At 61.6% G+C, this 18,975-nt stretch carries 15 protein-coding genes; 10 read left to right on the plus strand and 5 right to left on the minus strand.

Features of this window, described 5'->3' with window-relative positions; translation table 11 throughout:
- Positions 1-30 precede the first annotated feature (30 nt).
- On the minus strand, positions 31-801 hold the full coding sequence (locus AB3X39_RS02370; protein ID WP_369415746.1) for a GntR family transcriptional regulator: 771 nt from the start codon (positions 799-801) through the stop codon (positions 31-33).
- A gap of 200 nt (positions 802-1,001) precedes the next feature.
- On the opposite strand from AB3X39_RS02370, the gene AB3X39_RS02375 reads away from it, so the two are divergent.
- The 3 genes from AB3X39_RS02375 to acnB all read left to right on the plus strand — a co-directional run bounded on the left by AB3X39_RS02375 (position 1,002) and on the right by acnB (position 5,798).
- Positions 1,002-1,988: a malate dehydrogenase gene (locus tag AB3X39_RS02375; protein WP_369415747.1), complete on the plus strand. Its 987-nt coding sequence runs from the start codon at positions 1,002-1,004 to the stop codon at positions 1,986-1,988.
- A 110-nt stretch (positions 1,989-2,098) separates the two neighbouring features.
- Complete coding sequence (locus tag AB3X39_RS02380; protein WP_369415748.1) at positions 2,099-3,130, plus strand: HpcH/HpaI aldolase/citrate lyase family protein; 1,032 nt, start codon at positions 2,099-2,101, stop codon at positions 3,128-3,130.
- Positions 3,131-3,215: 85 nt separating this feature from the next.
- Entirely contained in the window at positions 3,216-5,798 is a 2,583-nt protein-coding gene (acnB, locus tag AB3X39_RS02385) for a bifunctional aconitate hydratase 2/2-methylisocitrate dehydratase (protein WP_369415749.1), read from the plus strand.
- Positions 5,799-5,886: 88 nt separating this feature from the next.
- Here acnB and AB3X39_RS02390 read toward each other — a convergent pair whose 3' ends face one another.
- The gene (locus tag AB3X39_RS02390; RefSeq protein ID WP_369415750.1) at positions 5,887-6,366 is read right to left on the minus strand and encodes a VOC family protein; all 480 of its coding nucleotides are present in this window, start codon (positions 6,364-6,366) and stop codon (positions 5,887-5,889) included.
- Positions 6,367-6,502: 136 nt separating this feature from the next.
- Here AB3X39_RS02390 and AB3X39_RS02395 point away from each other — a divergent pair, with 136 nt between their 5' ends.
- The 3 genes from AB3X39_RS02395 to AB3X39_RS02405 all read left to right on the plus strand — a co-directional run bounded on the left by AB3X39_RS02395 (position 6,503) and on the right by AB3X39_RS02405 (position 10,650).
- Positions 6,503-8,758, plus strand: a complete 2,256-nt coding sequence (locus AB3X39_RS02395) for a penicillin-binding protein 1A (RefSeq protein WP_369415751.1) — start codon at positions 6,503-6,505, stop codon at positions 8,756-8,758.
- Between the two features lie 90 nt (positions 8,759-8,848).
- Positions 8,849-9,517 carry a TetR/AcrR family transcriptional regulator gene (locus tag AB3X39_RS02400; protein ID WP_369415752.1) on the plus strand — a complete coding sequence of 223 codons (669 nt, stop codon included), beginning with the start codon at positions 8,849-8,851 and terminating at the stop codon, positions 9,515-9,517.
- Positions 9,514-10,650, plus strand: coding sequence for a methyltransferase (locus tag AB3X39_RS02405; protein ID WP_369415753.1), 1,137 nt, complete (start codon positions 9,514-9,516; stop codon positions 10,648-10,650). The genes AB3X39_RS02400 and AB3X39_RS02405 overlap by 4 nt, the downstream gene beginning before the upstream one ends.
- Before the next feature lie 6 nt (positions 10,651-10,656).
- On the opposite strand, the gene trhP is transcribed toward AB3X39_RS02405, so the two are convergent.
- Together trhP and AB3X39_RS02415 are read right to left on the minus strand one after the other, a co-directional pair.
- The gene (gene trhP, locus AB3X39_RS02410) at positions 10,657-12,051 is read right to left on the minus strand and encodes a prephenate-dependent tRNA uridine(34) hydroxylase TrhP (RefSeq protein WP_369415754.1); all 1,395 of its coding nucleotides are present in this window, start codon (positions 12,049-12,051) and stop codon (positions 10,657-10,659) included.
- 61 nt (positions 12,052-12,112) lie between these two features.
- Positions 12,113-13,093, minus strand: coding sequence for a hypothetical protein (locus tag AB3X39_RS02415; RefSeq protein WP_369415755.1), 981 nt, complete (start codon positions 13,091-13,093; stop codon positions 12,113-12,115).
- Between the two features lie 127 nt (positions 13,094-13,220).
- Between AB3X39_RS02415 and AB3X39_RS02420 the strand changes: the two genes are divergently transcribed.
- From AB3X39_RS02420 to AB3X39_RS02435, 4 genes are read left to right on the plus strand one after another with little or no spacing between them, the layout of a single operon-like run.
- Entirely contained in the window at positions 13,221-14,360 is a 1,140-nt protein-coding gene (locus AB3X39_RS02420; RefSeq protein WP_369415756.1) for a hypothetical protein, read from the plus strand.
- Entirely contained in the window at positions 14,357-16,024 is a 1,668-nt protein-coding gene (locus tag AB3X39_RS02425) for a vWA domain-containing protein (RefSeq protein ID WP_369415757.1), read from the plus strand. The genes AB3X39_RS02420 and AB3X39_RS02425 overlap by 4 nt, the downstream gene beginning before the upstream one ends.
- 10 nt (positions 16,025-16,034) lie before the next feature.
- Positions 16,035-16,751: a hypothetical protein gene (locus tag AB3X39_RS02430; protein ID WP_369415758.1), complete on the plus strand. Its 717-nt coding sequence runs from the start codon at positions 16,035-16,037 to the stop codon at positions 16,749-16,751.
- On the plus strand, positions 16,748-17,932 hold the full coding sequence (locus AB3X39_RS02435; RefSeq protein ID WP_369415759.1) for a toxic anion resistance protein: 1,185 nt from the start codon (positions 16,748-16,750) through the stop codon (positions 17,930-17,932). Before AB3X39_RS02430 ends, AB3X39_RS02435 begins: the two co-directional genes overlap by 4 nt.
- Here the strand turns inward: AB3X39_RS02435 and tsaD are convergent.
- Positions 17,929-18,966, minus strand: coding sequence for a tRNA (adenosine(37)-N6)-threonylcarbamoyltransferase complex transferase subunit TsaD (gene tsaD, locus AB3X39_RS02440; RefSeq protein ID WP_369415760.1), 1,038 nt, complete (start codon positions 18,964-18,966; stop codon positions 17,929-17,931). The two genes, AB3X39_RS02435 and tsaD, sit on opposite strands and share 4 nt — an antisense overlap.
- Positions 18,967-18,975 lie beyond the last annotated feature (9 nt).

Genomic DNA, 18,975 nt, shown 5'->3' on the forward strand with positions numbered 1-18,975 from the left:
CCCGAGAAAGGATCACGAATCCTGCTTCTTTCAGCTGAGGTCATTGCGATAGAAATGCCGCGAGGTGTTGTATAAGCCGCGCCGCCATTCCACCGGCTTGTCACCATAGGTCATCGAGAGCCGCTCGACACTCAACAAGGGCGTCCCCTCGCTCAGGCCCAGCAACACAGCACTGTCAGCGTCAGCCGCCACAGCGCGGATCTGTTCTTCGGCGCGGATCATGCGCACACCGAATTCCGATTCAAAAAAACCATACAGCGGGCCTGGGAAAGCCTCCAGCCGCTCAAGGCTCAGCCCCTTGAACAAAGCCCCTGGCAACCAGATGTCATCCAACACCACCGGCATACCGCCACTGGACAAAGTACGCCGCACTTGCACGGCCGCATCCCCCGAGCGTAGCCCCAACACCCGAGCCACATCCGCCGGAGCACGCACCCGACGGCAATCGAGGAAATGGCGATCCATCGAGGGGCCCAACGCCCTATCGTCGGGCTGCAAGCGCAAAAACCGATACTGGGTATGCGCCTCGCTGTGGGTGGCCACGAAAGTGCCTTTGCCTTGGCGACGCACCAAGAGGTTCTCGGCGGCCAACTCGTCGATGGCCTTGCGCACCGTGCCTTGGCTGACCTTGAAGCGCGCCGCCAATTCAAACTCACTCGGAATCGCTTCCCCCGGACGCCACTCCGAATCCTGCAAACCGCGCAGAATCAACGCCTTGATTTGCTGATAAAGCGGACTGAACGCTGGCGCGGGCTCGGCGGCATCCGACAACATCGGCGCAGACGCGATATCCGAGGACATCGACGCATTCTGAACGAGAAGAGAGGGCGAAGCAGGCATCGGCATCAAGGGTGATTGCAGCACAGCCGATGATCGGCCAGCACATATATCCTACATGACATCTTATATAAGACATAAGACTATTGACATCCCACCGGGTGAACCCCTAGACTGCCCCCGATTTTTTCCTTGTTTCCTTGTTTCCTTCTTGGAGCCTCCTCATGAGCAAGTCCCCCGTTCGCGTGGCCGTCACTGGCGCCGCAGGTCAGATCGGTTACGCCCTGTTGTTCCGCATCGCCTCTGGCGAAATGCTGGGCAAGGACCAACCCGTCATCCTCCAGTTGCTGGAAGTGCCGATGGAGAAGGCTCAAGAAGCCCTGAAGGGCGTGATCATGGAGCTCGAAGACTGCGCCTTCCCACTGCTGGCCGGCATCGAAGCTCACAGCGACCCGATGCAAGCCTTCAAGGACACCGACTACGCCCTGCTGGTCGGTGCGCGTCCGCGTGGCCCGGGCATGGAGCGTGCTGATCTGCTGGCCGCCAACGCCCAGATCTTCACTGCTCAAGGCAAGGCCCTGAACGCCGTGGCTTCGCGCAATGTCAAGGTCTTGGTCGTCGGCAACCCCGCCAACACCAACGCCTACATCGCCATGAAGTCGGCGCCGGATCTGCCGGCCAAGAACTTCACCGCCATGCTGCGTCTGGACCACAACCGCGCTGCCTCGCAAATCGCGGCCAAGACGGGCAAGCCGGTGTCGGCGATCCAAAAGCTGGCCGTGTGGGGCAACCACTCGCCGACCATGTACGCCGACTACCGCTTTGCGACCATCGACGGCGCTTCGGTCAAGGACATGATCAACGACGAAGCTTGGAACCGTGATGTGTTCCTGCCGACCGTGGGCAAGCGTGGCGCAGCCATCATCGCCGCTCGTGGCGTGTCGTCGGCCGCTTCGGCCGCCAACGCGGCCATCGACCACATGCGCGACTGGGCCTTGGGCACCAACGGCGCTTGGGTCACCATGGGTGTGCCTTCGAAAGGCGAATACGGCATCCCGGCTGATACCATGTTCGGCTACCCCGTCACCTGCGAAGGCGGCGAATACAAGCTGGTCGAAGGCCTGCCGATCGACGCTTTCAGCCAAGAATGCATCAACAAGACGCTGGCCGAGCTCGAAGGCGAAAAAGACGGCGTCAAGCATCTGCTCTAAGCCGCCGTGCCGCCTTTCCAAGGCTTCTTGAAGGCTTTTTGTTGATTGTCTGAATCGGCCGGTTGTGTCCTTGCGCAACCGGCCTTTTTCTTGCTTGGCCCTCCCCCACCATGCCTGTCATCCATCCCCGTGAAGCCCTGTTTGGTGCCGATGAGTCGGCCCCCTCGCTGCCGGTCTGCGACCACTACTGCGGTGTGGAAGTGCGTATGCGCAAAAGCTTGGCCTTGCAAGCCGAGCTGGGGCCGGTGTTCGACATCACCTTGGATGGCGAAGACGGCGCGCCGGTGGGCGGTGAGGTCGAGCACGCGCACCTGATGGCCGAGCTGATCAACTCGGCTGAGAACCGTTTTGGTCGAGTCGGTGCTCGGGTGCAAACCGTCGATCACCCCGCCTTTGAGGCCATGGTCGATGTGCTGATCGGTCAAGCGGGTGCGCGCATGGCCTACCTGATGCTGCCCAAACCGCGCGACCGCAACGATCTGGAACGCGCTGTGGCCATCATCGAAGCCGCAGAAGCACGCCACAACGTGCAGCGGCCCAAGGATCTGCCTTTGCCTTTGCACGCGCTGGTCGAAACCCACGGCGCGCTGCGCGATGTGCACGCCTTGGCAGCGCATCCGCGCATCGAGTCGCTCTCTTTTGGGCTGATGGATTTCGTCTCCGAGCACCGCGGCGCCATCCCGCAGCAAGCCATGACGGTCCAAGGCCAGTTCTCGCACCCCTTGGTGCTGCGCGCCAAGCTGGAAATTTCTGCCGCTTGCCACGCCTACGGCAAAACACCCTCGCACTGCGTGGTGACTGAATTCAAAAACGCCGCCGCCTTGCAAGACGCGGCCCGGCGCGCCGCCTCGGAGCTGGGCTACACCCGCATGTGGAGCATCCACCCGGATCAGATCCGTCCGATCGTGGCGGCGTTTGCGCCCAGCACCGAAGAAATCCAACTCGCCGCCGACATCTTGCTGGCCGCCCAAGCGGCGCAGTGGGGGCCGATCCGCCATCGCCACGGCGGCCAAGATCAGTTGCACGACCGCGCCAGCTACCGCTACTTCTGGCATGTGCTGGAACGCGCCCACCACACCGCCATGCTCCGCACGTCTGGCCCATCGCAAGGTGCATTGGCCCACTTTTTCCCCAACCCGTGATTTTGGACAAGTCTTCTATAAGACCTAGAATGCACGGATTCCGTTCCACCACCTTCTTTTCCCACCTTCCTTTCGGAGAGCCCCCATGCTGCAAGCCTATCGCCAACACGTGGCTGAACGCGCCGCCCTCGGCATCCCGCCGCTCGCGCTCGATGCCAAGCAAGTCGCCGAACTGATCGAACTGATCAAGAATCCGCCCGCTGGCGAAGACGCTTTCTTGCTGGATCTGCTGACCCACCGCGTGCCCCCAGGCGTGGATGACGCGGCCAAGGTCAAGGCCAGCTTCTTGGCCGCTGTGGCCCACGGCGACATCGCTGTGGCCCTGATCAGCAAGTCGTTGGCCACGGAGCTGCTCGGCACAATGGTGGGCGGCTACAACGTGCACCCGCTGATCGACTTGCTGGACGATGCAGACGTCGCCAGCGTGGCGGCCGAAGGTCTGAAGAAGACCTTGTTGATGTTTGATTACTTCAACGACGTCGCCGTCAAGGCCAAGGCGGGTAACGCCAAGGCGCAAGAAGTGATGCAGTCGTGGGCCGACGCTGAGTGGTTCACCACCCGTCCCGAAGTGCCCAAGTCGATCACCGTGACCGTCTTCAAGGTGCCTGGCGAAACCAACACCGACGATCTGTCGCCGGCTCCGGACGCCACCACCCGCCCGGACATCCCGATGCACTACTTGGCGATGTTGAAAAACACCCGCCCGGACGCTGCGTTCAAGCCCGAAGAAGACGGCAAGCGCGGCCCGATGCAGTTCATCGAAGACCTGAAGGCCAAGGGCCACCTCGTGGCCTACGTCGGCGACGTGGTCGGCACCGGCTCCAGCCGCAAGTCGGCCACCAACTCGGTGGTCTGGGCCACAGGCCAAGACATCCCGTTTGTGCCGAACAAGCGCTTCGGTGGCGTGACCCTCGGCGGCAAGATCGCGCCGATCTTCTTCAACACCCAAGAAGATTCCGGCTCGCTGCCGATCGAAGTCGATGTCTCCACGCTGGAGATGGGCGACGTCATCGACGTGCTGCCCTATGACGGCAAGCTGCTGAAGAACGGCGCCGAAGTGGCCAGCTTCGCCTTGAAGAGCGACGTGCTGCTCGACGAAGTGCGCGCTGGGGGCCGGATCAACCTGATCATCGGCCGCTCGCTGACCGCCAAGGCCCGTGAGTTCCTCGGTCTGCCCGCCTCCACCCTGTTCCGTCTGCCCTCGGTTCCGACCGCCACCAACGCCGGCTTCACGCTGGCGCAAAAGATGGTCGGTCGCGCTGTCGGTCTGCCCGAAGGCCAAGGCGTGCGCCCCGGCACTTACTGCGAACCGAAGATGACCACCGTGGGCTCGCAAGACACCACCGGCCCGATGACCCGCGACGAGCTCAAAGACTTGGCTTGCCTGGGCTTCTCGGCCGACTTGGTGATGCAGTCCTTCTGCCACACCGCCGCTTATCCGAAGCCGGTGGACGTGAAGATGCATCGCGAGCTGCCCTCGTTCATCTCGAACCGTGGCGGCGTGGCCCTGCGTCCGGGCGACGGCGTGATCCACTCGTGGCTGAACCGTTTGCTGCTGCCCGACACCGTGGGCACCGGCGGCGACTCGCACACCCGTTTCCCGATCGGTATTTCCTTCCCCGCTGGCTCCGGTCTGGTGGCCTTCGGCGCCGCCACCGGTGTGATGCCTCTGGACATGCCCGAATCGGTGCTGGTGCGCTTCAAGGGCACGATGCAACCGGGCATCACGCTGCGCGACTTGGTGCACGCCATTCCGCTGTACGCCATCAAGGCCGGTCTGCTGACCGTGGCCAAGCAAGGCAAGAAGAACATCTTCTCGGGCCGCGTGCTGGAAATCGAAGGCCTGCCCGATCTGAAGGTCGAGCAAGCGTTTGAGCTCTCTGACGCTTCGGCTGAACGTTCCGCCGCCGGTTGCACCGTGCAGCTGAACCCAGAACCCGTGGCCGAATACCTGCGCTCGAACATCGTTCTGATGAAGAACATGATCGCCAACGGCTACGCCGACGCCAAGACCTTGGCCCGTCGCATCGAGAAGGTCGAAGCCTGGCTGGCCAGCCCGAACCTGCTCAAGGCCGACAAGGACGCCGAGTACGCTGCCGTGATCGAAATCGATCTGGCCGACATCAAAGAGCCGATCGTTTGCTGCCCGAACGACCCGGATGACGCCAAGTTCGTCTCCGAAGTCGCCGGTACCAAGATCGACGAAGTCTTCGTCGGCTCCTGCATGACCAACATCGGTCACTTCCGCGCCGCAGGCAAGATTCTGGAAGGCAAGAAGGACATCCCGGTGCGCCTGTGGATCGCCCCGCCGACCAAGATGGACGCCGCCGAGCTGACCAAGGAAGGCTATTACGCCACCTTGGGCGGCGCGGGTGCTCGCATGGAAATGCCGGGCTGCTCGCTGTGCATGGGCAACCAAGCGCAGATCAAGGAAGGCTCCACTGCCATGTCCACCTCGACCCGCAACTTCCCCAACCGTTTGGGCAAGAACACCAACGTGTTCCTAGGCTCCGCCGAACTCTCGGCCGTAGCCGCCAAACTGGGCAAGATCCCGACCGTCGAGGAATACTTGGCCGAAGTCGGCATCGTCGCCAAAAACGCCGCCAGCATCTACAAGTACATGAACTTCGACCAGATCGCTGAGTACGCAGAGACGGCCAAGGCTTAAGCCAAAGCCTGAACGTTGAAAAGCCCGCCGGGGATGATCCTCGGCGGGCTTTTTTGTGGGGTGGCGATCAGCATCCTCGCTCCAAACCTCACCCCCTCCTCGCCGCCTCAATCAGCGCGATATCGATCTTGGTCATGTCCATCATGGCGGTAAAGGCACGTTTGGCGGCGGCGGGGTCGGGGTCGCTGATGGCCTTGATGAGGGCGCGGGGGGTGATCTGCCAAGACAGGCCCCACTTGTCTTTGCACCAGCCGCAGGCGCTGGCTTGGCCGCCGTGGTCGAGGATGGCGTGCCAGAGACGATCTGTTTCTGCCTGATCGTCGGTGGCGACTTGGAACGAGAAGGCATCGGTGTGCGGGACGCCCGGGCCACCATTCAAGCCAAGGCACGGGATGCCCAGCACGGTGAATTCGACGGTCAGCACATCGCCTTCTTTGCCGGCGGGATAGTCGCCGGGGGCACGATGAACGGCGCGAACGGCGCTGTCGGGGAACGTGGCGGCATAGAACTGCGCAGCTTCCAAGGCGCTACCGTCATACCAAAGACAAATCGTGTTCTTGGGGCTCATGTCGGGTCTCCAGTTGGAGATGAAACTGTAGCGGCTTGGTGAGGGTTGGGATGGGCCGCCGCCATAATCGCCCCTTGTGCTTTGGGCCTCAAAACCACAGCAACCCCTGATCAACCCCTTATTTCCGATGGATCCGATGAGTCGTTCAATGCGTGTGTGGCAGTCCCTGCGGACGGGGGTTCGGAGTTGGCGGTGGTGGCTCACCGCTGGGGTGGTGGCAATGGGCGCGGGCTTGGCCATGCTGGGGCTGACGGCGGCGGTGATCTATCCGCAATTGCCCGATGTGACACAACTCAACGACTACCACCCCAAGCTGGCCTTGCAGGTCTACAGCAGCGACGGGGTGGAACTGGCGGCGTTTGGGGCGGAGCGGCGCTACTTTGTGCCCATCGAGCAGATCCCGGCCTCGATGCAAAACGCCTTGTTGGCGGTGGAAGACTGGCAGTTTCGTGAGCACAGCGGCGTGAGTTTGCGCGGCGTGGCCCGGGCCGTCGTGACCAACTTGTTTTTGGGCCGCAAACGCCAAGGCGGCTCGACCATCACGCAGCAGGTGGCGCGCAATTTCTTCCTCACCAGCCGCAAAACCTACATGCGCAAGATCTCGGAGATCTTGTTGGCCTTGAAGATTGAGCGCCAGCTCAGCAAGGACCAGATCCTTGAGCTGTACATGAACCAGATTTTCCTTGGCCAAAAGGCCTACGGGTTTGAAGCGGCGGCGCGGGTTTACTTTGGCAAATCGCTCGCCGCCCTGAGCAGCGCCGAGTGCGCCATGCTGGCCGGGCTGCCGCAAAACCCGTCCTACGCCAACCCGATGGTCAACCTGGAACGGGCCCGGACACGCCAACTGGTGGTGCTGGAGCGCATGCACGACGTGGGTGTGCTGAACGACGCCCAGTGGGCCACCGCCAAGGCTGAGCCACTGCGCGTGCGCCACGCGGGGCAGTCGATGCACGCCGAGTACTTGGCAGAAATGGCCCGCCAAGCGGTCTTTGCCCAATACGGCGAAAAAGCCTACACCGAAGGCTTCAAGGTCCACACCACCCTGCGCAGCGACGACCAGCAAGCCGCATGGGCGGCGCTGCGTAAAGGGGTGCTCGACTACAACCGCCGCCAAGCTTGGCGCGGTCCTGAAGCGGAAGAAGAACTGCCCGAGGACGCCAGCGAGAGCGACATCGCCCGCGTCCTAGGCGAACACCGCGACGACGACGATTTGCGCGTCGCCATCGTGGTCGAAGCCACCTCGAAGCAGATCGTGGCCACGCTGGCCAACGGCGATCAGGTCAAGCTCGGCAACGACCACCGCCTGCGCCGGGGCGCGATCATCCGCGTTCAAAAAACCGGCAACGCTTGGGCACTGACCCAATGGCCGCAGGTTGAAGCGGCGCTGGTGTCGATGGAGCCAAACAACGGCAAGGTGCGCGCTTTGGTGGGTGGCTTTGATTTCGCTGAAAACCAGTTCAATCACGTCACCCAAGCGTGGCGTCAGCCGGGGTCGAGCTTCAAGCCTTTTTTGTACTCAGCCGCGCTGGAAAACGGCGTGATGCCGGCCTCAGTGATCAACGACGCGCCCATGGACGCCAGCTTGCTGGGCGGCTGGGACCCGAAGAACTCGGACGACAAGTACGAAGGCCCGATGACGCTGCGCCAAGCGCTGGCCAAGTCGAAAAACATGGTCACGATCCGCTTGGTGCAACTGCTCGGCCCGGCCACGGCGCGCCAGTGGGCCGCGCGCTTTGGCTTTGATCTGGAGCGTCAGCCCGACAACCTGACGTTGGCGCTGGGCGCAGGCTCCACCACGCCGCTGCAACTGGCAAGCGCCTACGCGGTGGTGGCCAACGGCGGCATGCGCATCAACCCACTGGTGATCGAGCGCATCACCGACGCCAACGACAAGGTGCTCTTCCAAGCCCCGCCGGTGGTGCTGGATGAAAGCATGCGGGTGATCCCGCCGCGCAACGCCTTCCTCACCGCCAGCTTGCTGCAAGAAGTGACCCGCAGCGGCACAGCAGCCCGCGCCCAAGCCGCTTTGCAGCGCACCGACATCTACGGCAAAACCGGCACCACCAACGACGCCGTGGACGCTTGGTTCGCTGGCTTCCAACCCGAACTGGTGGCGGTGGTCTGGATGGGCTACGACACGCCGCAAAGCTTGGGCGCGCGCGAATCAGGCGGCGGCCTGTCACTGCCGATCTGGATCGAGTACATGCAACGCGCCCTGCGCAATCGCCCGGTGGTCGATGTGCCCATCCCCGAAGGCGTGCAACACAGCGGCGGCGACTGGCTCTACAGCGAATGGGCGGACGGAAGCTTCCAAAGCCACATCGGCATGAACGACAGCTCGCCCACTTCCGCCAACTCCCCCGGCATCCCCAGCTCGACACCGGGGTTCTGAGCCAAGGCATCTCAATCGAGCGGCCCCTCTTGATTGACGAAACCAGACCCGCTGTGGCTGCGGGGTGGGTACGCTCGCGTGCATTCACCTATGAACCAAGACACGCCACTTGACACCCCCACGCCCGTGCGTGAACGCTTGCTGCAAGCCGCCAAGGCGTGCTTTCTCGCCGACGACTATCACGCGGTCAGCACCCGGCGCATTGCTGAGGCGGCGCAGGCCAATGTGTCGATGATTCGCTACTACTTCGGCAGCAAAGAGGGCCTGTACGAAGAGATGATTCGCACCAACTTGCTGCCGATGTTGGAGGTGCTGGACGGCGACATGCTCAGCAGCCTCGACGGCTTTGCGGGTTACTTGGATCTGTACTACCGGACCATGGCGACGACGCCGGACTTTCCCAGGCTGATCTTGAAAGTGCTGGCGTTGAAGCACAGTCCCGGGCGGCGTTTCGTCCATCAGTTGCTGGAGCGCGGTCGCACCCGAGGGGCCAAACGACTCGACGACCTGAAGCACAGCGGTCAGCTGCGCACCGAGGTGGACCCGGACGTGCTGCGCATGGCATTTGTCAGCTTGGCGATGATGCCGATGCTGCTCAAAGACGTTTTTGAAGAGCAGATGGAGCGCCCGATGGACGCGACCTTTCTGCACCAATTGGCGCGCTTCAACGGCCAACTCATCGCCGCCGGGCTGAGCACGAGCCTGATGCCGCCCTCCACATCACCCACCCCGCCCACGCCACCCAAGGACACCCCATGAGCCGCAGCCTGCAACGTCGCCCCCTGATCGCCCGCGCCTTTGCCGTCGCCGCCCGCTTGGCCGACCGCATGGCGCAATGGCCGAACCGCATGACACCCCCGGCGTTTCGGCTTTTGCAGATCGGCTCGGCTTTTTGGCAGTCGCGCGCGCTCTACGTTGCCGCCCGGCTGGATGTGGCCAGCGTGATGGCGGATGCACCGTGCACGGTCGAAACCATCGCCACCCGCGTCGGGGCCGATGCGGCGGCGCTGGCCCGGCTGCTGCGTATGTTGGCCGCGATGGGGGTGTTTGAGGAAGTGAGCCCCGGCGTCTACCGCAACAACAAGCTCTCCAACGGTTTGCGCACCGACCAGCAACCCAACGTGCGGGCGATGGTGCTGATGCACAACTCACCCGAGATGAGCGCACCGTGGTTCAACACGCTCGAAGCAAGCATCCGCACAGGCTCCGTGCCGTTTCAAAGCCAGCACGGCCAAGAGTTGTTCGACTACATGGACAGCCATCCGGCCTTTGATGCCTTGTTTGCCGAAGCGATGGACAGCGTCGAAGCCCTGACCGGCGACAGCTTCGCCACTGAATTTGACTGGAGCGCCTTTGATCGCCTGATCGACGTCGGTGGCTCCAAAGGCACCAAGGCCATGGCGATCCTGAAACGCCACCCGCACCTGCACGCCGTGGTGGTGGACCGCGCCTCGACCATCGAGGCCGCCCAGCGCGACTGGGCCGCGCAGCAAACCAAGGCCAAGACGGCGGATCTCGGCGCTTGCCTAGCCCGCATGCGCTTTGAAGTGGGCGACGCCCGCCACAGCCTGCCCAGCGCCCGCAACGACCGCGACGCCTACTTGCTCAGCGCCGTCCTGCACGGCTTCGACGACCCCACCGCCCTCACCATCCTGCGCCAAGTCGCCACCGCTGCCAAACCAGCCCAAGCTCGCATCATCTTGCTCGAAATGGTCATGCCCGCGCAGCAAGCTGACTTCACCTTGGCGTCGTTCGACATGCAAATGTTCATGGGCACCCGTGGCCGCGAACGCACCCACGCCGAATGGCAAGCCCTCTTCACCCAAGCCAACCTCACCCTCACCGAAGTGGTTCAGCTGGCGTCTTTTGGGAAGATGATGGTGCTGCGCTAAAGCTCATCACATCATCCGTGCCACCAGCGCGCCGTCGCAGGGGCCGGAGAGGGGCATGCGGACGCGGTGGGGGTTGCCGGGGGAGACGGTGATGGGGCGGCCTTCGGCGTCTTGGAGGGTTTCGAGGACGATTTGACGGTTGCCGCTGGGGTGGATGATTTCCAGGGTGTCACCGACGCTGAAGCGGTTCATGGTCAGCAGTTCGGCCCAGCCGTCGGGGTGGGTGGCGACCACTTCGGCGACGAACTGGCTGCGGTGCATTTCAGAGTGGCCGCTGATGTAGTTTTGATAGTCCTGCGTCGGGCGACGCTCCAAGAAACCAGCGGTGTAGCCCCGGTTGGCCAAGCTTTCCAGCTCCAGCAGCAACTCAGGGTTGAACTCACGACCGGCCACGGCGTCGTCGATGGCGCGGCGATAGATCTGCGCGGTGCGTGCCACGTAATAAAGGCTCTTGGTGCGGCCTTCAATCTTGAGCGAATCGACGCCAATGCGTGCCAGCCGCCCCACGTGCTCGATGGCGCGCAGGTCTTTGCTGTTCATGATGTAGGTGCCGTGCTCGTCTTCCATCACCGGCATCAGTTGGCCCGGGCGCTGGCTTTCTTCCAGCAAATACACCTTGTCAGCCAGCGGATGGCGTGGGCTGCCACCACAGGCGGCAAAGGCGCTTTCGTCTTCTTGTTGGGCTTGGGCAAAGTTGAAGTCATCCGCCATCTTGATCGGCTGAACCTCACCCGCGTCGGTCTCGTCGGTGGCGGCTTGGGTCTTGTAGTCCCAGCGGCAGGCGTTGGTGCAGGTGCCTTGGTTGGGATCACGCCGATTGAAGTAGCCCGAGAGCAAACAGCGGCCCGAGTAGGCGATGCACAGCGCGCCGTGCACAAAGACTTCGAGCTCGATGTCGGGGCATTCGTTGCGGATCGCTTCGACCTCGTCGAGGCTCAGTTCGCGCGACAAGATGATCCGGGCCACGCCCACCTTTTGCCAGAACTTGACCGAAGCCCAGTTGACGGTGTTGGCCTGCACCGAGAGATGGATCGGCACTTCAGGCCAGCCGCGCTCCATTTGCTCACGCACCATCATGATCAAACCGGGGTCGGCCATGATCAGCGCGTCGGGCTTCAAGGCGATGACCGGCTCGATGTCGCGCAGATAGGTGCGCACCTTGTCGTTGTGCGGCAGCAAGTTGCTGGTGACGAAGAACTTCTTGCCACGCGCGTGCGCCTCACCGATGCCTTGGGCAATTTGCTCCAAGCGGAATTCGTTGTTGCGCGCCCGCAGGGAGTAACGCGGCTGGCCCGCGTAAACCGCATCCGCGCCGAAGTCGTAGGCCGCCCGCATCTTGGCCAGCGAACCGGCAGGCAGGAGGAGTTCGGGAGAGCGAGGGGAGGTGGTAGGCGATGTCATAGGCTGAATGTTTAGGGCGCAATTATCGGGGCTCCCCCTGTGTTTGGCTCCCGAAGGGCCTTCAGGACTCGGGCTGGCTCGCTTTCGGATCAGCAACGTTCAGCCGGGTTTTCTCTTCCTCATCATCCAACACCTCTTCGGCACGCTTAAGCAGCAAACCATAGGCGTGCTCAGACAGCAGCCCGGCGGCAAACGCCAAGAGGTAAAGCGTTTCGTTGCGCACGAACTGAATCGGAGCGCTGGATAAAAGAGAGTGCGCCGCCAGATCAAGGACGAACATCGCCAGCGCCAAAAACATACCCAAAATAGGCCGGAAAATGTAAGACGATAAGCCAGCATTCTCATTGGGAAGCAAATAATCCTTCGTCAAGAAAATCAAACTACCAAAGGCCCCCAGCACCAGCAAAATGGTAAAGGTATCCATCAGCTTGATTTTTTTATTATCAGCATCGGCCCGATCGGCATATTCTGACATCCATAACTTCACATCCAACGGAACATCAACCATTTCCACCAGATGGTCGTTCAGAAAATATTTTGGCACCATCTCTTTGTAGGCGATGGCTTTTTGATCTTTTTTGTCTGGACTCAACGCTTGGGCGATCAAAAGATCGCGCACATTGCTGAATAGACTGATGTAAGCGTCATCTTCGACCGTCATCCGACGGCTACCGCTCGTAGGCGTTGCAACATCCTTGATTTGCGGATCAATTTTTAGATTTTCATACCCAATCGCCCGAAGCATCGATTCAATCGGCGGACTACCGCGCGAATTCAAGTCATTTTCAACAATGAAACAATGCAAGCGGCTGCCGACACTGGATCGACAGGCCTCCAAACTATGGGCATCGCTGGAAATGATCTGATTCACCGACATCTTGGAAATAATGTTGGCGATTCCAAAATAAAGCGCATACCAAGAGGACACAGAAAGAACCACGATCCAGCCCATCAAGATGATGCCTTTGGCCAACTTGATGGCATATCTTTCAAAACCAGCCAGCCACGACAAGGATGCAACGAATTGTTTTTTCACGTTCATGGCCTACCTCCAAAGAAGGTGGCATCGTACTTGAGCCACCTCATCCACCACGCAGATAGCGTTGACCGAAGTCTGAGCTGAAGGGGATACTGCCTGCAAAGCACCACAAAACACAAGGATCTTGACCATGGCCATGACGACTGCAAGACGGGCAACGATCACTTTGGCCCTCCTCGCGGCTTTTGGTGGGGTTCTTTTTCTGGCCCTGCGCGGTGAAAAACAGGTGCAGCATGACAAGGTCCAGCAAGCGGCAGACATCGCCGCCACCGTGACCCTCAAAGGGCTGATCGCGGTCGATGTCGAGGGCTATTTCAAGGATGAGCGCGTCACGCGCCTCTTGGCGGCCAAGCACATGGTGGTGAACGTGACCCGGGTGGGCAGCCGCGACATGGCGGCCAAAGTGGTCGCAGGCGGAACGGGCCCGGACTTTCTCTTTTCCTCGGGCGTGGTCGCCGCCAATCAAATTGTCGATGCCGCCGCCCAAGCACATTTGAGCGCCACGCAGATCACACCTTTTCACTCACCCACCGTGATCGCCTCTTGGGAGCCGATTGCCAAAATCTTGGTGGCCAACGGTTTGGCCAAAGCCCTTTCGCCCAAGGTCTACAGCGTGGATATGGCACAGCTCACCCAGCTGATGCTGGCGCGCAAGAAGTGGAAGGATCTGAAGGGCGCCGAGGCCTACCCCGTGAGTCGCAGCGTGCTGGTCTCGACGACTGATTTACGCCGCAGCAACTCCGGCGCGCTCTGGCTGGCGCTGACCAGCTACGCCTTGAACGGTGATGTGGTGAGCGACCGCCCCACCGCGCAGCAACTGGCGCAAAAGCTAGCCGAACTCTTCAAGCGGCAGGGTTACCAAGAAAACTACGTCAACGGCAACTTTGACGACTACGTGGCCATTGGCCTGGGCAAAACGCCCATGGCGTTCATCTATGAAAACCAACTGGTGGCCTACGCCCTCGCCAAGCAAGGCGTGGGGGCTGACATGGTGTTGATCTACCCGCAGCCGACCATCGTCAACAAGGAAGTGTTTGTGGCCCTCAATGAGCGCGCCAAAGCCTTGGGCGAATTGCTGGCCAGTGATGCGGAGCTGCAAGGCTTGGCGGTGCAGTACGGCTTTCGCATCGCCGATACCGAACGCTTTGTTGCCGCCGTCAAGCCCACCGGCTTGGCGGTGGAGCCGCGCCTGACCCAAGTGGTGGACCCACCGGCTTACAGCCTGATGGCAGAGATGATTGAGACGGTTGCCAAGGAGATGACCCAATGAAAACCCCGCGCTGGCTAGCAATCGCCGCCTTATTTGCCTTGGCTCTCCTGGCGACGGCCTGCGATAAAAAGGATCCAGCGACCGTTGCAGCGGCGACGCAAGCCGCACCGGCCGTGCAAACCACGCTCAGCGTGCTGGCCACCAGCGATCTGCGCGACATCGAACCCTTGGCCGAGATGGTCGGCAAGGCCACCGGCGTGCGCTTGCAGTTCAAGTTTGGCGGCACGATGGAAAGCACCGAGGCGGTCCTCAACGGCGCTTCGCAAACCGACGCGGCTTGGTTTGCCAACGCCAAGTACCTGCTCTCCAGCCCGCAAGGTCAAGGCCGCGTCAAGCTGCAAGAAAAAATCATGCTCTCGCCCATCGTGGTGGGCGTGAGTGAGTCGGATGCGCATAAGCAAGGCTGGGACAAGGCCGATCTGAAGCTGACCTGGAAAGACATCGCCAACGCCGCCAAGACCGGCAAGCTGAACTACGCCTTGGCCAATCCCGCGACCTCCAACCAAGGCTTCATGGCCTTGATGGGCGTGGTCGCGGCGGCTGGCGGCAAAGCAGAAGCACTCACCGCTGCGGACGTGGACCGGGGCGCGATTGCTGACTTTCTCAAGGGCTACAAGCTGCCGGGCGATAACTCGACTTACCTGTCAGAGCGCTTCATCCAGCAACAAGGCAGCCGCGTCAATGCGTTCATCAACTACGAAAGCTGGCTGCTGAGCCTGAACGCCAGCGGCAAGCTGCGCGAAAAACTGGTGCTCATCCACCCCTTTGAAGGCGTGAGCACCGCCGACTACCCGCTGATGCTGCTCAACGAGGCCAAGCGCGAGGCTTTCCTCAAGGTGGTTGAGTACCTCAAGGGCGACGAAGCCCAGACGTGGCTGGCGCGCCAAACCCTGCGTCGGCCCATCCAACCGGCGGTGGCGGCCCGGGTCGAAGACATCTTGCCGCGCCAAGGCATGCAGATTGAACTGCCCTTCTCGCCCGACCGTGCCTTGGCCGATGGCCTGATCGCCGCCTATTTGAACGAGTTCCGCACGCCCATTGCCAGCACCTTTGTGCTCGACACCAGCGGCAGCATGAACGGTGAGAATCGCCGCCAGCAACTGGTCGATGCCATCCAGTACATCGCCGGAGCGGACGCCTCGCTCACCGGCCGCATCGCCAAACTGACCAACCGCGAACGCTTGTGGCTGCAACCCTTCTCCTCCGAACCATATGGACTGACCGCTTTTGAGATCCCTGCCGGAGCGGCCACGACCAAGGGTGTGCAGGAACAAAGCGACAGCGCCGCCAAGCAAAAGGTCTTGGCGGAAGTACGCAGCTTTGCCGACCATTTAGAGATGAAGGGCAGCACCGCCCTGTACGACACGGTGCTTATGGCGCTCAAACACATGCTGGAAGAGCGGCAAAGCCACTCCGGGTTTCAGTACTCGGTGGTGGTCTTCACCGATGGTGAAAGCAACGTCGGGGGGCGGATCGAAGATTTCCGCACCAGCTACGCCGCTCTGCCCGAAGACGTGCGGGCGATCCCGGTGTTTTGGGTGCTGTTCGGCGAAGCCAACGAGGCCGCGTTGAAAGATCTGGCCAAACTGACCGGCGGGCGGGTGTTTGACGCGCGCAAGACCCCCCTTTACAGCGTCTTCAAAGACATCCGGGCGTATCAGTGAGGGCGCAGTGATGGATATGTTGATGCGGGTGCTGCTCTCGGCACCCAACTGGTTCGGCCTAAGCTTGGCCATTGCGGTGCTGCTGCTTCAAATCATGGGGCTGCTCAACACGTCGCTCGGGCTCGGATTGGCCGGACTGGGTTATGGCGCGGGGTTTGTGATCGGTGGGCTGTGGTTGGGCTTTCCATCGCCCAACACCCCGCAAGATTGGCACCCCTTGGCCTTCGATGACGACGGCAGCACCCGCGAGGTGATGGAGCGCGCCTTGGCGGGCGTGCGCAGCCTGACACAATTCAACCCCGACAACCGCATCCCGGCCAGCTTGCAGGCGCGGGTGTTGGCGCTGTGCAAAAACCTCGACGCCCTGCTGGCGCAGTGGGAGCGTTCGCAGGGCACCTTGTCGATGGAGCACAGCTTTCACGCGCGCCACATCGCCATCAGCTATCTGCCGGAGATGCTCAACACTTATCTGGCCATTCCAGCCAAGTTCGCCACCACCCGCGTGCTGGACAACGGCAAGACCGCTGCGCAGATCTTTGAAGCCTCCTTGGCGGAGTTGGAAACCGAGGTCAGCCAACTGGGCGATGACTTGGCCGCCCAAGACGCCCACGCTTTCTTGGTTCATTCGACCTTTCTCAAGCAAAAGTTCGCGCCCCAAGGCTTGGACGCACCGGCGCTCCATCTGCCACCCAACACACTCAAAGCATCCAAGGAACCCACCCCATGAGCGCTGTGCCGACCTTCACGTTAGAACCGCCCGAAGTCCTCGCCCCTGTCCCGGTCGAATCGGCGCGCGAAGCCGTGCCGCTCAAGGCGGAACTCAAAGCCCAAATCGATGATCAGGTGCTGCGCTTCATCGACGCACTGAGCACCGAAGACCTCCACTCCGACGCCTTTCGTAGCCGACTCGACAGCGCCTTTGCGCTGGGCAAAGAAGACATCTCGAACGCCTCCAACCTGATGCAGGGGCGCTTCATGCAGCGCAACTTCGTCGGCGTCGAAGACTCGCCCGCCTTCAAAGCGATCCAAGACATCCGCGCCCAACTTGACGAGCTCAATCCCGGCAACAAAGGCGATTTGCTGCAACCACGCAAGCTGCTCGGGCTGATCCCCTTTGGCAACAAGCTGGAGGCTTACTTCCAGAAATACCAAAGTGCAGCCGAGCAGATCAAGACGTCGATGAGCCAGCTCTACGCCGCACGCGACGACATGCAAAAGGACGTGATCGACATCGAAGCCACACGGGCCAAGCTCTGGGAAGCGATGACCAAACTGGCCAGTGCAGCCCGTTTTGCCACCCAACTCGACACCCGACTCGACGAAAAAGTCCGCAGCCTTGAAGCCGCCGACCCACAGCGCGCCCAAGCACTGCGCCAAGAGGTGCTGTTCTACGCCCGCCAGAACCTGCAAGACATCCAAACCCAGCAAGCGGTGTGCGTCAACGGCTACTTGGCGCTGGATGTGCTCAAAAAAACCGGGCGCGAAATGATCAACGGTTGCACCCGTGTCGCCACCACCGGCATGAGCGCCCTAGCGGTGGCCCAAACCGTGGCCCGCGCCACTGGCAATCAAATCAAAGTGATGGAGATGCTCTCGGGCGTCAACGCCACCATCGGCAACTTGATCAGCGAAACCGGCCGCCAACTCAACCAACACGTCGAGCAAACCACCCAGTTCGCGCAGAACCCGATGCTCGGCATCGACAAGATCAAAGAGATGTTCGACCAGACCTTTCAGGCCATGGACACGATGGACAACTTCCGCACCCAAGCCATCGAGGTCATGGGACAGAACAACGCCATGATCCGCGACCAACTCAGCCGCGCCGATGGTTATCTCGACCGCACCCGCCAGCAACAGGCGCGCGAGGCAGCAACCGGGATCACGGGCGGGCCGGTGAACCTTTAAAGATCATCAAGGGGCCAGCGCGGCCGGACGTTGAAGTCGTATTCGCGTCGGGCTTCAGCCCGACCGGTTTGCAGACGCATCGCTGCCGCCATGGCGATCATGGCGCCGTTGTCGGTGCAGAAATCAAGCTCGGGGTAATGGACGCGGATACCGCGCCGGGCGCACTGCTGGTTCAAATCAGCACGCAATTGCCGATTGGCTCCCACGCCGCCAGCCACCACCAAGCGCTTCAAGCCGGTCTGCTTCAAAGCGATGAGCGACTTGGCCACCAAGACTTCAACAATCGCCGCTTGGGTGGAGGCGGCCAAATCAGCGCGTGCTTGGACGTCGCCCTCGGGCAAACGCCCCAACTGGGTCCAAACCGCTGTTTTGAGCCCGGCAAAGGAGAAATCCAACTCCTCGCCCCGCAGCAAAGGCCGGGGCAATTTGTAAGCCTTGGGGTTGCCCGACTCGGCCAGCCGCGCCAAGGCCGGGCCGCCGGGATAACCGAGACCGAGCATCTTGGCCGTCTTGTCAAAGGCCTCGCCGGCCGCGTCGTCGATGGTTTCTCCCAGCAAGGTGTACTCACCCACGGCGGTCACTTCCATCAGCTGGGTGTGGCCGCCGGAAACCAGCAAGGCGACAAAGGGAAACTCTGGGGGATCGGCTGAGAGGAAAGGCGAGAGCAAATGGCCTTCAAGGTGATGCACGCCCAGCACCGGCCGATCCAGCGCCAGCCCCAGCGCACAGGCAAACCCAGCACCGACCAGCAAGGCCCCGGCGAGTCCGGGGCCGCGTGTGAACGCCACCACGTCAATGTCGGCTTGGGTGCAGCCCGCTTGCGCCAAGGTGTCACGCAGCAACGGCATCACACGACGGATGTGATCGCGTGAAGCCAATTCAGGCACCACGCCGCCATAGGCTTGGTGCATCTCAATTTGACTGAACAAGGCGTGACCACGCAGCACAGGCCGCTGCGCAGACCCAGCCGTGTTCAGTTCAACCAGCGCCACGCCGGTTTCGTCGCAAGAGGATTCGATGCCGAGGATTAACATGGCCGCAAG

The sequence above is a fragment of the Leptothrix ochracea genome (genome assembly GCF_041083635.1).
Classification (GTDB): domain Bacteria; phylum Pseudomonadota; class Gammaproteobacteria; order Burkholderiales; family Burkholderiaceae_C; genus Sphaerotilus; species Sphaerotilus ochraceus.